The sequence below is a fragment of the Achromobacter sp. HZ01 genome, assembly GCF_003267925.1.
GTDB classification, from domain to species: Bacteria; Pseudomonadota; Gammaproteobacteria; order Burkholderiales; family Burkholderiaceae_B; genus Achromobacter; species Achromobacter pulmonis_A.
In genome coordinates, this window is record NZ_LWKV01000001.1 from 1,200,249 (window position 1) to 1,215,197 (window position 14,949).

Annotated in this window: 13 protein-coding genes; 12 read left to right on the forward strand and 1 reads right to left on the reverse strand. The window is 70.4% G+C overall.

From position 1 onward, the window contains the following. The 11 genes from A6B37_RS05645 to A6B37_RS05695 all read left to right on the forward strand — a co-directional run bounded on the left by A6B37_RS05645 (position 1) and on the right by A6B37_RS05695 (position 13,522). Positions 1-939: a DUF58 domain-containing protein gene (locus A6B37_RS05645; RefSeq protein ID WP_102771139.1), complete on the forward strand. Its 939-nt coding sequence runs from the start codon at positions 1-3 to the stop codon at positions 937-939. Beyond that, on the forward strand, positions 936-1,442 hold the full coding sequence (locus A6B37_RS05650) for a DUF4381 domain-containing protein (protein ID WP_111825168.1): 507 nt from the start codon (positions 936-938) through the stop codon (positions 1,440-1,442). The genes A6B37_RS05645 and A6B37_RS05650 overlap by 4 nt, the downstream gene beginning before the upstream one ends. Then, on the forward strand, positions 1,429-2,445 hold the full coding sequence (locus A6B37_RS05655) for a VWA domain-containing protein (protein WP_102771137.1): 1,017 nt from the start codon (positions 1,429-1,431) through the stop codon (positions 2,443-2,445). The genes A6B37_RS05650 and A6B37_RS05655 overlap by 14 nt, the downstream gene beginning before the upstream one ends. Then, the gene (locus tag A6B37_RS05660) at positions 2,436-3,947 is read left to right on the forward strand and encodes a VWA domain-containing protein (RefSeq protein ID WP_111825169.1); all 1,512 of its coding nucleotides are present in this window, start codon (positions 2,436-2,438) and stop codon (positions 3,945-3,947) included. The genes A6B37_RS05655 and A6B37_RS05660 overlap by 10 nt, the downstream gene beginning before the upstream one ends. Continuing rightward, complete coding sequence (locus tag A6B37_RS05665) at positions 3,944-5,284, forward strand: hypothetical protein (protein ID WP_246842376.1); 1,341 nt, start codon at positions 3,944-3,946, stop codon at positions 5,282-5,284. Before A6B37_RS05660 ends, A6B37_RS05665 begins: the two co-directional genes overlap by 4 nt. After that, the gene (locus tag A6B37_RS05670) at positions 5,284-6,318 is read left to right on the forward strand and encodes an HAD family hydrolase (protein WP_111825170.1); all 1,035 of its coding nucleotides are present in this window, start codon (positions 5,284-5,286) and stop codon (positions 6,316-6,318) included. Before A6B37_RS05665 ends, A6B37_RS05670 begins: the two co-directional genes overlap by 1 nt. A gap of 46 nt (positions 6,319-6,364) precedes the next feature. Then, positions 6,365-7,987 (forward strand): arylsulfatase, encoded by a 1,623-nt coding sequence (locus A6B37_RS05675; protein WP_102771134.1) that lies wholly within the window; start codon positions 6,365-6,367, stop codon positions 7,985-7,987. Positions 7,988-8,059: 72 nt separating this feature from the next. Next, entirely contained in the window at positions 8,060-10,585 is a 2,526-nt protein-coding gene (locus A6B37_RS05680; protein ID WP_111825171.1) for a fused MFS/spermidine synthase, read from the forward strand. A gap of 35 nt (positions 10,586-10,620) precedes the next feature. Continuing rightward, on the forward strand, positions 10,621-11,703 hold the full coding sequence (locus tag A6B37_RS05685; protein ID WP_111825550.1) for a BamA/TamA family outer membrane protein: 1,083 nt from the start codon (positions 10,621-10,623) through the stop codon (positions 11,701-11,703). A gap of 39 nt (positions 11,704-11,742) precedes the next feature. Next, entirely contained in the window at positions 11,743-12,525 is a 783-nt protein-coding gene (locus A6B37_RS05690; protein WP_111825172.1) for a hypothetical protein, read from the forward strand. A gap of 10 nt (positions 12,526-12,535) precedes the next feature. After that, positions 12,536-13,522 (forward strand): hypothetical protein, encoded by a 987-nt coding sequence (locus A6B37_RS05695; protein WP_246842377.1) that lies wholly within the window; start codon positions 12,536-12,538, stop codon positions 13,520-13,522. Positions 13,523-13,540: 18 nt separating this feature from the next. On the opposite strand, the gene A6B37_RS05700 is transcribed toward A6B37_RS05695, so the two are convergent. Beyond that, complete coding sequence (locus A6B37_RS05700; protein ID WP_102771131.1) at positions 13,541-14,521, reverse strand: helix-turn-helix domain-containing protein; 981 nt, start codon at positions 14,519-14,521, stop codon at positions 13,541-13,543. Between the two features lie 97 nt (positions 14,522-14,618). Here A6B37_RS05700 and A6B37_RS05705 point away from each other — a divergent pair, with 97 nt between their 5' ends. Beyond that, complete coding sequence (locus A6B37_RS05705) at positions 14,619-14,888, forward strand: H-NS histone family protein (RefSeq protein ID WP_102771130.1); 270 nt, start codon at positions 14,619-14,621, stop codon at positions 14,886-14,888. Positions 14,889-14,949: the final 61 nt, after the last annotated feature.

The following is a 14,949-nucleotide window of genomic DNA, read 5'->3' on the forward strand; positions in this document are numbered from 1 at the left end:
ATGCAGCCGCATCCCGTGCATCCTCCGCTGGCCGAGCTGGTCGCCCTCGAAGGCGCCGTGGCGGGGCTGTCGTTCCTGGCGCGCCAGCCGCTGAGCAGCGTGCTGGCCGGCCTGCATAGCTCGCGGCTGCGCGGACGGGGCCTGGATTTCGCGGAATTGCGCCGCTATGTGGCCGGCGACGACCTGCGCCAGCTGGACCTGCGGGCCTCGCTGCGCTATGGCAAGCCCTACGTGCGCGCCTATACCGAGGAACGCGACCGGCCCACGCTGGTGCTGGCGGACCAGCGCATGAACATGTATTTCGGTTCGGTGCGAGCCTTCAAGTGCGCGGTGGGCGCAAGACTGTCCGCCGCGGCCGCGTGGATGGCGCTGCGCGCCGGCGACCGGGTCGGCGGCATCGTGTTCGACGACGAGGGCCAGCGCGGCGTCAAGCCGCTGCGCAGCCGCGACCGCGTGCGCGGTTTCCTGGCGGAGATCGTGCGCGCCAATCGCGGCCTGTCGGCCGAACGCCCCGGGCCGCCGCGCCCCGAAGGCCTGAACGCTGCGCTGCGCGCGGCCCTGGCCCAGGCGCCGCACGACTGCCTGGTCTGCATCGTCAGCGATTTCGCGGGCGCAGACGACGAGACGCTGCGCCGCCTGCGGCAACTGGCCGCCCACAACGACGTGATCGCGGTGCTGGTGTTCGACCCCATGGCGCAGAACATTCCGCGGCGCGGCCGCCTGCTGGTGACCCAGGGCGAACTGCAGCTGGAGATCGCGGTGGGGCGGCAGCGCGAACGCCAGCCGCTGGCGGATTTCTTCAGCGGCCGGCTGCGCGAAGTGGCCGACCTGCTGCGGCGCAGCCGCGTGCCGCTGCTGACCATAGACACGGCGCAGGACGAGCTGATGCAGCTGCGCCGCGAACTGGGCCGCCTGCGGCCGGGGGGAGGGCGGACATGAGCGCCGCGCCGCCCGGCCTGGACCAATTGCGCGAGCTGCCGCTGCCGCCGCCGGTTTCCTATTGGCCGCAGACCTGGGGCTGGGCCGCGGTGGCCCTGGCCGCCGCCGCCGCGGCCATCTGGTTTGGCGCGCGCGCCTGGCGCCGGCATCGCGACAACCGCTACCGGCGCGAGGCGCTGGCCGAACTCGGACGCCTGGAAACCGCGGCCGCCGCCGATCCGCTGGCGCTGCGCCGCCTGCCGGATCTGCTCAAGCGCACCGCGCTGGCCGCAAGTCCGCGCGACGACGCGCTGCCGTCGCTGGCCGGCCCGGCCTGGCTGGCCTGGATGGGGCGCTGCGGCCCGGCCATGCCGGACGACGGCGCGCGCCTGCTGGCGACGCTGGCCTATGCCCCCGACGCGGCGGTGCGCGGACTCGATCCGGCGGCGCTGCGCGCGCTGCTGGCCGCCAGCCGCCTGTGGATGGAAAAGCACCGGACGGAGCACGGCCATGTGGCGGCTTGAATACCTCTGGCTGCTGGCCGCCGCGCCGCTGGCATGGCTGGCCTACCGCTATCTGCCTCCCTACGTGCAGGCGCGCAGCGCCTTGCGCACGCCGTTCTTCGACGCCATGGCGCGGCTTACCGGCAAATCGCCGTCGCGCCCGGGCGTCCAGGCCGGCCGCGGCCAGCTGTGGCTCAACGTCGCGGTGTGGCTGCTGGTGCTGCTGGCGCTGGCGCGCCCGCAATGGGTGGAGCCGCCGCTGACCCATACGGAACCGGTGCGCGACATCCTGCTGGCCGTGGACATTTCCCAATCCATGGACAGCGCCGACTTCCGCGACGCGCAGGGCCGGCCAGCGACGCGCTGGCAGGCCGTCAAGGCGGTGGTGGCCGACTTCATCGCCAAGCGCAAGAACGACAGGCTGGGCCTGATCGTGTTCGGCACCGGCGCCTATCCGCAGGCCTCGCTGACGCGCGACCACGCCACGCTGCAGCTGCTGCTGGACCAGACCGCCGTCGGCATGGCGGGGCCGAACACCGCCATCGGCGACGCGATCGGGCTGGGCATCCGCATGCTGGACGCGGCCGACGAGCGCGACAAGGTGATGATCCTGCTGACCGACGGTAACGACACCGGCAGCGCCGTGCCGCCGCCGCGCGCGGCCGAGCTGGCCGCCGCGCACCACATCACCGTGCACACCATCGGCATCGGCGATCCCAGGGCCAGCGGCGAGGACCGCGTGGATTTCGGCGCGCTGCAGGCGATCGCGCGCGCCACCGGCGGCAGCTTTTTCCAGGCCGCCGACCTGGCCGCGCTGCAGGCGGTGTACGACACACTCGACCGTCTCACGCCGCAGGAGGTCAAGACGCTGCGCCACCAGCCCACGCGCGAATACTTCTGGGTGCCGCTGCTGGCGGCCATCGGCCTGCTGGCGCTATGGCACGTGGCGGGCGCTTTGCGCGGCTGGCTCGGCGCCCGCGGGGACGCGGGCCGGGAAAAGCGCAGGGAGGACGCATGGACCTGAGCGCCTTCCATTTCCTGCGGCCGTGGTTCCTGCTGGGCGTGGCGCTGGCGGCCGCGCTGTGGTGGGCCGGGCGCGCCGGCCAGGCCGGCATCGGCCGCGGCCACGGCATCGCCCCGCATCTGCTGCCTTACCTGACCGTGCGCGTGGCCGGCGCGCGCGGTCCGCGTCCGCTCGATCTGCTGGCGCTGTTCCTGGCGCTGGCGTCGGTGGCCGCCGCCGGGCCGGCATGGCAGCGCGACGAGCCCGGCTTCCTCGACAACACGGCGCCGCTGGTGGTCGCGGTGGACCTGTCGGCCTCGATGGACGCCACCGACGTGCCGCCGTCGCGGCTGGAGGCCGCCAAGCAGACCGTGCGCGACCTGGCGGCGCGCCGCGCCGGGGCCAGGACCGGGCTGATCGCCTACGCGGGCAGCAGCCACCTGGTGCTGCCGCCCACCGATGACCGCGACCTGCTGGACCTGTTCGTGCAGGCCCTGTCCACCGGACTGATCCAGAGCGAAGGGCGCGACGTGGCCGGCGCCATCGACCAGGCGGCGCAAGTGCTGGCGGCCGAGCGCGCAGGCGGGACGCTGCTGCTGATGACCGACGGCGCCGCGCCCGCGGACGCGGTGCGCCAGCGCGCCCAGGCCGCCGCCAACCTGCAGGTATTGATCATGGCCGTTGGCCGCAGCCAGCCGCAGGGCGGCATCGACGAGGCGGCGCTGCGCGATATGGCCCGCGCCGCCGGCGCGCCGCTGGGCAGCCTGACGGCCAGCGCCGACGATCTGGACTGGATCACGCTGCACGCGCAGCAGCACTTCGAAGCGGTGCAGGACGCGCTTTCCGGACCGCCGCACTGGAAGGACGCCGGCTACTGGCTGTGCTGGCCCCTGGCGCTGCTGGCGCTGGTCGCGGTCCGGCGCGGCTGGCGCGTGAGCTGGCAGGCTTGCCTGGTGGCGGGCGTGCTGGCGCTGGGCGCGCCGCCCGATACGCGCGCCGGCGGCCTGGCCGACGCTTTCCTGACGCCCGACCAGCAGGGCCGGCTCGCATTCGAACGCGGCGATTACCAGGCGGCCGCCGCCCACTACACCGACCCCTACTGGAAGGGACGCGCGGCCTACGCCGCCGGCGACTACGCCGCCGCGCTGAAGGCGTTTTCGCAACTGACCAGCGCCGACGCCTATTTCTACGTGGGCAACACCCAGGTCCGGCTGCGGCGCTACGACGCCGCGCTCGCCGCCTATGACCGCGCGCTGGCGCTCAAGCCCGGCTGGGAGCCGGCCGTGGTCAATCGCGGCATCGTGACGCGGCTGCTGGCGGCCATGAGCCAGGAGCAGCAGGGCGAACAGGCCGAACCGCCGGACCAGACCATCGCCGACCGCAGCGCCAAGGCCGGCCAGCTCGCCACGGTGCAGGTGCAGCAGGCCGCCTCGGCGGAAGTGTGGCTGCGCAATCTGACCCTGTCGCCGGCGCGCTTTTTGCGCGGCAAGTTCGCGGCCCAGGACGCGGGGGTGCGGCCATGATGCGCGCATTGACCCGCTGGCTGCTGTTGCTGCTGCTGATCCTGGCCGCGCCCGCCCGGGCCCAGGACACGCCGCAGCTGTACGTCACGGCGCGCGCGCCCGCGCAGGCGCAGACCGGCGCCACGCTGCAGCTGCAACTGGACGTGATGACCACGACCTGGTTCACCCAGCCGCCGCAACTGCCCACGCTGGAAGTGAACGGCCTGATGGTGACGCCGCCTTCCGGCCAGGCCGAACTGATCCGCGACACCCGCGACGGCGTGCCGCTGAACGGCCTGCGCTACACCTTCCTGCTGAGCGCGGCCGCGCCCGGCACGATCGCCATCCCCGCGCTGAGCGTGAGCGCGCAGCTCGGCCCCTCGGGCGCGGCCGCGACGGCCGCCAGCGCGCCCCTGCAGATCGAGTTCGCCGGGCAGGCGCAGCCCGGTGAAGTCGCGGGCGCACTCACCGTCACCCAGGACTACACGCTCGCCCCCGACCCGCTGGTGCAGGGCGGACGCATCACGCGCAGCATCACCCAGCGCGCCGACGGCGTGCAGGCCATGCTGCTGCAGCCCGCGCCGCTGGACGAGGTGCCGAACTTCAAGCGCTATCCGCGCGAACCCGAGGTCACGACGCTGACCGACGGACGCGGCCGCTTCAAGGGCGGCCAGCGCATCGACCGGGCCGATTACGTGGCCCGGGAGCCTGGCCATTACGCCTTGCCGCCCATCACGCTGCACTGGACCGATGGCGCCAGCGGCGAACCCCGCGCGCAGACGCTGCCCGGCCGCGAAGTCGAAGTGGCCGCCGCGCCTGCGGCCGCGGTGCCGTTCTCGCTGGCCGACGACCTGGCGCAGCTGCGCCATGGCCTGCGCTGGGCGCTGCCCGCCGGCGCCATGCAGGCGCTGCTGGCCGCGGCCGTCGCCGCGCTGGCGCTGTGGCTGGGCTGGCCCTGGTGGCGCCGGCTCGCGCGCGCGCTGCGGGCCGGCCTGCGACGCGCGCAGGCGCGCTGGCGCGCCAGCGAACCCTATTACTGGCGCGCCTGGCGGCGCGAGGCGCGCGGCGCCGAGCCGGGCCTGAGCGCGTGCTATCGCTGGCTGCGGCGCATCCGCGGCGCCGTCGGGCTGCGCGGCGCGCTGGCGCGGATGTCGCCGGCCGATCGCAGCCTGGCGGAAAACGCGCTGCGCCAGGCGTATGGCGCAGGCGCCGGGCATGCCGGCTGGCGCGGGCAGCTCGCCTCCGCCAGCCGCGGCTGGCGCAAGGCCTGGCGCCGCCGCGCCCCGGACCGCCACGCCTTGCCGGCGGAACTGAATTCCGTACAACCGCGACGAGCAACACGCATGGGGAGACAATGATGCGGCGTATCGATCCACTTCAAAGCCTGCGGCGCCTGACCGCCTGGACCTGGCTGCTGGCGCTGGGCCTGCTGGCCGGCTGCGCGGCCACCGAACCGCAATCGCGGCCGCAGGCTGCGCTGCCTTCCTGGAACGACGGGCCTTCGCGCAGCGCCATCGTCGAGTTCGTGCAGGCCGTGGCCACGCCCGGCAGCCCCGACTTCGTCGCGCCGGAGGAGCGCATCGCCGTGTTCGACAACGACGGCACGCTGTGGAGCGAGCAGCCCATGTATTTCGAGCTGCAATTCTCGCTGGACCGGGTGCAGGCCCTGGCGCCATCCCATCCCGAATGGCGCAGCCGCCAGCCGTTCAAGGCCGTGCTGGAGGGCGACCGCGCCGCGCTGGCCAAGAGCGGCCAACGCGGCATGCTGGAGATCGTGGCCGCGACCCACGGCGGCATGACCACGGCCGATTTCACCCAGAGCGTGCAGGACTGGCTCAAGACCGCGCGCCATCCGCGCACCGGCCTGCCGTACACCAGCATGACCTACGCCCCCATGCGCGAACTGCTGGACTATCTGCGCGCGCACGATTTCAAGACCTACATCGTTTCCGGCGGCGAGGTCGAATTCATGCGGCCATGGACGCAGGCCGCCTACGGCATTCCGCCCGAACAGGTGATCGGCAGCAGCGTGACCACGGTCTACCAGCTCGACCAGGGCCAGCCGCGGCTGATGCGCCAGGCCAAGCTGGCGTTCAACGACGACGGCCCCGGCAAGCCGGTGGCGATCCAGCACGGCATCGGGCGCCGCCCGATCCTGGCCTTCGGCAACTCCGACGGCGACCTGCAGATGCTGCAGTGGACCATGGCCGGCCCCGGCAAGCGCTTCGCCGGACTGGTTCATCACACCGACGCCAAGCGCGAATGGGCCTATGACCGGCAGTCGAGCTTCGGCCGCCTGGACAAGGCGCTGGACGAGGCCCGCGCCCGCGGCTGGACGGTCGTCGACATGCAGCAGGAGTGGAAGCAGGTCTACGGCTTCGAGAAGCCTTGATCTTTTTGTTGACCCAGGGGCCCGAGCACGGGCAAGGAGAGCGGTAATGAAAGCAACACGATGGTTGGGAGCGGCGCTCATCGCCGCAGGAGGGCTGGCGATGGCCGGGGCGGCGCATGCCCAGGGCGCGCAGGCCAAGGGCCAGGATTCCGGCAAGAAGCCGAACATACTCGTCATCTTCGGCGACGACATCGGCCAGACGAACATCAGCGCCTACTCCAGGGGCGTGGTCGGCTACACCACGCCGAACATCGACCGGATCGCCAAGGAAGGGCTGATCTTCACCGACTACTACGCCGAAAACAGCTGCACGGCGGGGCGGTCGACCTTCATCACCGGGCAGGTGCCGCGCCGCACCGGCCTGTCCAAGGTCGGCATGCCCGGCGTGCCGGTCGGCCTGCAGGACCGCGACATCACCATCGCCCAGGCGCTGAAGTCGCACGGCTACGTGACCGCGCAGTTCGGCAAGAACCACCTCGGCGACCGTGACGAGTACCTGCCCACCAAGCACGGCTTCGACGAATTCTTCGGCAACCTGTATCACCTGAACGCCGAGGAAGAACCGGAGCGTCCGTACTGGCCCAAGGGCGCCGACGATTCGTTCGTGAAGAACTTCACGCCGCGCGGCGTGATCAAGGCTTCGGCCGACGGCAAGGTGGAAGACACCGGGGCGCTGACGAAAAAGCGCATGGAAACCATCGACGACGAGACGGTCGGCGCGGCGCTCGACTACCTCGACAAGCACGGCAAGGGCGACAAGCCGTTCTTCGTGTGGATGAACACCACGCGCATGCACGTCTACACCCACATCCGCGACGCGCACCGCGGCAAGAGCGGCATGCCGGGCAACGACTACGCCGACGGCATGTGGGAGCATGACCAGGACGTGGGCAAGCTGCTCAAGAAGCTCGACGACCTGGGCATCGCCGACAACACCATCGTGATCTACACCACCGACAACGGTCCCAACCAGTTCAGTTGGCCGGACGCGGCGACCACGCCGTTCCGCAACGAAAAGAACTCCAACTGGGAAGGCGCATACCGCGTGCCGGCGATGGTGCGCTGGCCGGGCCATATCCCGGCGGGCGAGGTCAAGACGGGCATCGTGTCGGGCCTGGACTGGTTCCCCACGCTGCTGGCCGCGGTGGGCGACACGGACGTCAAGCAACGCCTGCTCAAGGGCTGGACGCCGAACGGCGCGAGCAAGAGCTACAAGGTCCACCTGGACGGCTACAACCAGCTCGACTACCTGACCGGCAAGGACCCGGAAAGCGCGCGTAACGACTTCTATTACTTCAACGACGACGGCATGCTGGTGGCCATGCGCTACCAGAACTGGAAGGCCGTGTTCTGCGAACAGCAGGCGCCCGGCGGCTTCGATGTCTGGAAGGATCCGTTCGTGTGCCTGCGCGTGCCCAAGCTGTTCAACCTGCGCATGGACCCGTATGAACGCGCCGACGTGGTTTCCAACCAGTACTACGACTGGCTGGTGAAGAACGACTATCTGGTGCTGATGGCCTCGATGAAGGCCGCGCAGTTCCTGCAGACGTTCATCGAGTATCCGCCCAGCCAGCGCCCGGCCACCTTCAGCGTGGACCAGGTGCAGGCCGAAGTGGACCGCGCGATCGAAAAGCAGTTCGAAGAAGCCGCCAAGAAGCAAGGCAAGTAGGGCAGGGCGGCGGCGGGTCCGGACACCTTCGGCCCGCCGCCTGACTGCGTAAACCCGGGATAGCAGGACTTTATGAATTCAGCGCTGCGAGAAATGCCGGCTTCGGCCACGACCGACGCGCGTGCCGGCGCCGCCGGCGGCCTGTGGGCCGCGGCCGGCCTGCTGGCGCTTTCCGGCACGGCCGCATTGATATTCCAGATCGTGTGGATCAAGCAGCTGTCGCTGATCGTGGGCGTGGAAGTCCACGCCATCGCGATCGCCGTCAGCGGTTTTTTCTTCGGCCTGGCCGTGGGCAGCGCCTGGCTGGGCCGGCTGGCCGACCGCAGCTTGCGGCCCATGCGCCTGTACGCCGGCATCGAGCTCTGCGTGGCTTTGCTGGCCCTGGCGGTGACCTGGGCGCTGGCCCGCGGCGCGCTGCCGTTCGCGCGCGCGGAACAGGCCATGCCGTGGCTGGCCTGGGTGGCGATACTGGCGCTGGTGGCCGTGCCGCCGATGCTGATGGGCGGAACCCTGCCGGTATTGCTGCGGGCCTGCGGCGCCGGCCGGGTCGGACGGGCCGGCGGCGTGCTGTACGCCGCCAACACCGCCGGCGCCATCGCCGGCGCCTTGCTGCCGGCCTTCGTGCTGATCCCGGCCTACGGCGTATTCGGCACGGCCTGCGCGGCGGCGGGCCTGAATCTCGCCGCCGCGGCCGGCGCCTGGGCGCTGCAACGCCGCGCCCAGGCCGCCCCGGTCGGCGAGCAGGCGGCAATCCCGGCCGCGCAGCCGGAAGGCGCATGGCTGGCCATCGGCCTGTACAGCGCCGCCGGCGCGGTCGCGATGGGCTACGAAGTGCTGTGGTCGCAGATGGTGGTTCCTTTCATGAGCACGCGGGCGTTCGCCTTTTCCGTGGTGCTCGCCGTCTATCTTGGCGGGCTGGCCCTGGGCGCGGCGCTGTACGCGCGCTGGGAGCACCGCCTGCGCGACCCGTGGCGCGTATTCGCGCTCCTGATCGCCGGCGCCGGGGTGGCCGCGCTGGTGGCCATGGCGCTGCTGGGCCCCTGGCTGATCCAGGCACAGACGCTCGCCGAGGCCGCGGTGCGGCGCTGGAGCGACAGCGGACTGGCCGGCATGAGCGCGCGCTTCGCCGTGGTGGCCGCGGTGGTGGTGCTGGCGCCGACGCTGCTGTTGGGCGCGGCGTTTCCCGCCGTGCTGCGCATCGCGGTGCCGCCCGCCCGGCGCGGGCAGGGCGCGGGGCTGGTGCTGGCCGGCAATACGCTGGGCGGGATCGCCGGCACGCTGCTGGTCGCTTTCGTGCTGCTGCCGCGCCTGGGCGCCGCGCGCGGCCTGGCGCTGCTGGCCGCGATCGCCTGCGCCATCGGCATTGCGGCGGCCTGGCGCGCGCGCGCGCCGATGACGCGGGCCGTGGCGGCCGCGCTGCTGGGCGCCGTACTGATCGTGGGCTGGGCGCTGCCGGCCGATCACCTGGCGCGGCTGCTGCCGGGCGCCAAGGACAGCACGCTGGTGTTCTACGAGGAAAGCCATGGCGGCACCGTCGCCGTCGTGGAGCGCGGCGCGGGCGAGAAACGCTTCCGCCGGCTCTACATCCAGGGCGTGTCCAATTCCGGCGACGCCATGCCGTCGCTGCGCTACATGCGGCTGCAGGCGCTGCTGCCGCTGATCGTCCATGCCGGCGAGCCGCGCTCGGCCCTGGTGATCGGCTATGGCACCGGCATCACCGCCGGCGCCTTGTCGCGCTATCCCGGCCTGGACCGCCGCGTGGTCGCCGAACTGCTGCCCGGCGTGCTGCGCGCGGGGTCTTTGTTCAAGGGCAGCTACGACGCCGCCGCCGACCCGGGCCTGGAACGCCGCCTGCGCGACGGCCGGCGCGAGCTGCTGACCCGCGACGACCACTACGACCTGATCACCCTGGAACCGCCGCCGCCCTCGGCCGCCGGCGTGGTCAATCTCTATTCGCGCGACTTCTACCAACTGGCGGCGTCGCGCCTGAATCCCAAGGGCGTGGTCGCGCAATGGCTGCCGCTGCCCACGCAGAACCTGGACGACACGCGCGCCCTGGTAGCCAGCTTCATCGCGGTGTTTCCGCACGCCACGCTCTGGACCACCGAAATGCACGAGATGCTGCTGGTGGGCTCCATGCAGCCCATGCCGCTGGGCCATGCCCGCATCGCCGCGCGCATGGCCCAGCCGCAATTGCGCCAGGCCCTGGCGGAAGTGGGCGTGGGCTCGCCGGCGGCGCTGCTGGCCACCTGGGTGACCGACAGGGAAGGGCTGGCGCGCTTCGCCGGCGATGCGGCGCCCGTGACCGACGACCGTCCGGCCATCGAGTACGCCCCCTGGGTCCGGCCGCGCGAAATCGTGCGCACGCTGCCGGCCCTGCTGGCGCTGCGCAGCGACCCGCCGCTGGGGCCGCACGCCCAATCGCTGACCCAGGAGATAGAGAACGAGCGCGGCGCGCTGGACCTGTTCTATCGCAGCGCGCTGGCCGCCTACCGCGGCGACCGGGCCGAATGGAGCGAGAGCGCGGCGGCGCTGGCCCGCTTGGCGCAGGCCAATCCCTATCTGCGCTGGTTCATGGCGGGCGCCGATACGAGATGATGCGCATGGTCATGGCCACGATCCTGTGCGGCCTGATGGCGCATGCCCCGGCTCGCGGCGAAACGCCGTCGTTCACCGATTCGAGCGACGGCGACTTCGACACCAGCGACTTCCTGCTGCGCCACCAGGGCGCCTTGCCCGTGCCCGTCGTGATCACCGAGCCGGCCGTCGGCTATGGCGGCGGCCTGATGCTGCTGTACTTCTCCGAGTCGGCCGGGCAGGCCGAGGCCGCCGACCAGGCCGGCGAGGCGCGCAAGGCCCCGCCCAACATCACCGGCGTCGGCGGACTGGCCACCGAGAACGGCTCGCGCGGCGCCGGGCTGTTCCACTTCCATAGCTGGGACGGCGACCGCTACCGCTACCTGGGCGCGCTGGCCCAGGGGCGCGCCAATCTCGAATACTACGGCGCCTTCAGCCACGGGCGCAGCTACGAAGTGAAGGGCACGTTCCTGGTGCAGCAGGTGCTGGCCAGGGTCGCGGACACGCCCTGGTACGTCGGCCCGCGCTACACCTATTTCCGCTCGGACACGCGCTTTACCGGCGAGGCCGCCAGCGAGCTTTCGGCGGCGGAGATGGCCCAGCGCATCGGCAAGGCCGGGCTGGTGCTGGACTACGACACGCGCGACAACATGTTCTATCCCAACCGCGGCACCTATGCCGAGCTGGAAGCCCAGTTCTCGCGCAGCTGGCTGGGCAGCGACCAATCCTTCGAAAGCTACCGCGCCCGCGGCTATCACTGGACGCCGGTCGCGCCGCGCTGGACCCTGGGCCTGCGCGGCGACGGACAGTTCACGCGCGGCGCCGTGCCGTTCTATGCGCAACCCTATGTCGACCTGCGCGGCGTCTCGCGCGGCCGCTACCAGGACCGCGACGCCCTGGCGCTGGAAGCCGAACTGCGCTGGCACGCCACGCCGCGCTGGTCGCTGCTGGGATTCGGCGGCGTGGGCAAAGCCTACGGCAACTGGACGACTTTTTCCGACGCGACGACCGTGGTCAGCGTGGGCGCGGGCTTTCGCTACCTGATCGCGCGCAAGCTGGGGCTGGCGGTGGGCATAGACGTGGCCCACAGCAAGGACCAGAACGCGTTCTACATCCAGGTGGGGAGCGCCTGGCGATGAAGATTTTCCATCAATAACGACGATACCTAGGGTGATCGAATGAATTACTCGCTACTGCTTGCGGGATTGACCGTCGCGTTCTTCGTGCTGCTGCTGATCGCGATGCAGCTGGGCAAATGGCTGGGGCGCGGGGCCGACGAAAAGTCCGGCTCCGGCGCCGCGGTGATCGAAGGCTCGGTATTCGCGCTGCTGGGCCTGCTGGTGGCCTTCACGTTCTCCGGCGCGGCCCAGCGCATGGCCGACCGCCGCGAGCTCCTGGTGCAGGAGGTCAACGCCATCGGCACCGCCTGGCTGCGCATCGACATGGTCCACGCCGGCGACCAGCCCCAGTTGCGCGACCAGTTCCGCCGCTACGTGGACAAGCGCATCGAGTACTACCGCAACGTGGCCGACCTGGAGCGCCGCGACGCGATCGCCTCCGAGGTCTCGGCGCTGCAGACGCAGATCTGGGCCACCTCGATGCAGGCCGCGCGCGCCAGCGTGCCGCCGTTCGCCGCCTCCTACGTCGGCGCGGTCAACGAAATGTTCGACGTCGCCAGCGCCCAGACCGTGGCGCAGAAGGTGCATCCGCCCATCGCGACCTACGTGTTCCTGGGCTTCCTGACGCTGGTCGCGGCCGGCCTGGTCGGCCTGAACCTGGCCTCGACCAGGCGCAAGACGCTGCTGCACCAGGTGATCTATGCCGTGGTCATGACGGCGGCCCTGTACATCATCATCGACTTCGAGTTCCCGCGCATCGGCACCATACGCATCGACCAGAGCGACGCCTTGCTGGTGGCGCAGCGGCAGTCCATGGTCGATCCGGCCGGCGGCGCCAAATAGGAAGGCTCCCATGGCAAGCAAGCATAGGCGGTTGGGAAAGAAGCGGGCGGCCGCCCGCCTGGGCGCCTGGACACTGCTGGCCGCGGCCTGCGCCGCGCCCGCGGCGGCCTGGAGCCAGGGCCTGCGGCTGAGCAAGGACGACCTGCAAAAGCGCGCCAACGGCGTGCTGGCGCTGATGTCGTTCTCCATCGTTCCCGACATCACCACCAGTTCGCTGAACATCGGCAGCGGCGGCGGTTCGACCACCGGATCGAACGAGTTCTTCATGACCCAGCTGGGCGGCGGCGACACGATCTCCGATTCCTTCCCCGTCTACCTGGAAGGCGTGCTGGCCGGCAGCCGCTACGACCCGACCTTCGTCGCCACCCAGGGCGCCGAAACCCGCCGCATCCCGACCAAATGGAACAGCGTCTCCGCCACCGGCGGCATAGGCTGGGACTTCAAGCTGACCGACGAGCTCAAGCTGCGGCCCATCTTCAACTTCGCGCTGGGCAACGTCACCAGCGACCTGCGCGCGGCCAGCTGGTACGTGGGGCAGCGCACCGGCAAGGACATCGACTTCCTCGACCGCGGCTCGCTCAACGCCTACGGCCTGGGCGGCTCCATCATGCTGGACTACGAGCACTACCGGCCCGGCTATGAAGTGGACGTGGAACTGCGCTATTCCGACATCCGGCTGCAAAGCTTCGACAGCTCGGCAGCGGTCAGCGGCAACGCCGTCGCCCAGTCCGCGAACCTGTGGGCGCGCTACCGCGCGCCGACCGGCGCGATCCTGCTGCAACGGCCGCTGCGCTATGTGCTGGAGCTGACGCACTCCGAATTCCTGGGCGACCAGAAGGGCATACTGGGTTTCGACCGCCTGACCTCGGTGGGCGCCGGCCTGGAACTGGATTCGAGCGCCTACAACGTGTTCATCACCCGCACCCGCGTGGTGGGGCGCTACGTGTTCGGCAATAACGTGTCGGGCTTTTCGGTGGGGCTGGCGGTGAGTTTCTGAGGCCGCGCCCGGGCCTGCCTACGGGCGCACGCCCGTGCGGGCCAGGGTGGCGCTGGGCAGCTCTCCGAACGTCCGCCTGTAGTATTCGGCGAATCTGGACATATGGCGAAAACCCCATTTCATCGCGATGTCGGAAACGGTGGCGCTGCGGCTGCAGGTAAGCAGGTCGCGCAGCGCGCCGTTGAGCCGCGCCGTCATGAACCAGCGCCCCGGCGTCATGCCGACGCTGCGGCGAAAAATCATCTCCAGCGAGCGCAGGGTATAGCCGCTGCGCCGCGCGACTTCGCCGAGCGCGATATCCGCGGCCTCTCCGGAAAGCACCAGGCGCTCGCACGCCATGACCAGGCGCCGATGGCGTTCCGCCACCGGCAAGTCGTCGGCCTTGTCCAGCGGCTCGGCGGACGTCAGCGCGTCCACGTAGCCGGCGACCAGCGACTCGCAGATCGTCTCGACCAGGGCCGGCGCCATGCCGCCGTCGGCGGACAGGCGCCGCGCCATCACCATCGCGTCGCTGGTCAGCGTGCCCAGGACGCCGCGCCCGCCGGCGCGCAGCCGCACCGAATAGGCCGCGCGCCTTTTCATCCGCAACGGCCTGCCGGTGCGCGCAATGGCGACGTTCTGCAGGCGTTCTTCGGGCACGGTGAAGTTGACCCAGCGCGAAAGCCCGGTCGCGTGGTAAAGAAGCTCGACCCCGGGCGGATAGACCTGTATCTCTTCGGCGCCGATGGCCTCGGTGTTGTATCGCGTGACGTCGCTGCCCTCGGCCATGAAGGCGATGCAGATTCCGTCTTTCGGCATGCTGCCGTTGGCGATTACCGGGAATTCGTACCGTCCCATTTCCAGCCGGACGTCGCCGAGGACGAGCCGCTGATGCTCCATGTTCGCCAATTGCGAGGACACCAGCCGATGCTCGAAAGTACTGCCATACACCACATCAAACGCCTGCAGGGGCTCAAGCCCCGAATAAACATGCCGCAAATAGGCAGCTTGAATCGGCATATTAAGAAAAACCCCTCGAATATTTCGCTTTTCGGATAGCGTAATAAACAGCTTGCTATTACTTTTTTTATCGCGAATTCACCATCGGGTTGACTTTATGACGGAAAACTACCGGCAGGTCAAGCAGCGCATACGGTGTCTCGAAGTGGAGGCGAATCGCCTGCGCCGGCAGGAGCTGCAGGTAGTGCTGGCCGACATGCGCCAGAAAATCCGCGAATACGGCATCACCGCCGAACAATTATTCGGTCCCGACCTTTCCGACCTGGTGCGCTATCGCCACCCGGAAACCGGCCAGACCTGGAACGGCATAGGCAGGCCGCCGAACTGGATCAGGGGAGAGGACCGCAGCCGCTTCCGCGTCGATTGAAACTCCTTCCAAATCCGCCCCGGGCGCTTCACGGCATTTTCCGCCTCGTTTCCGATAATCG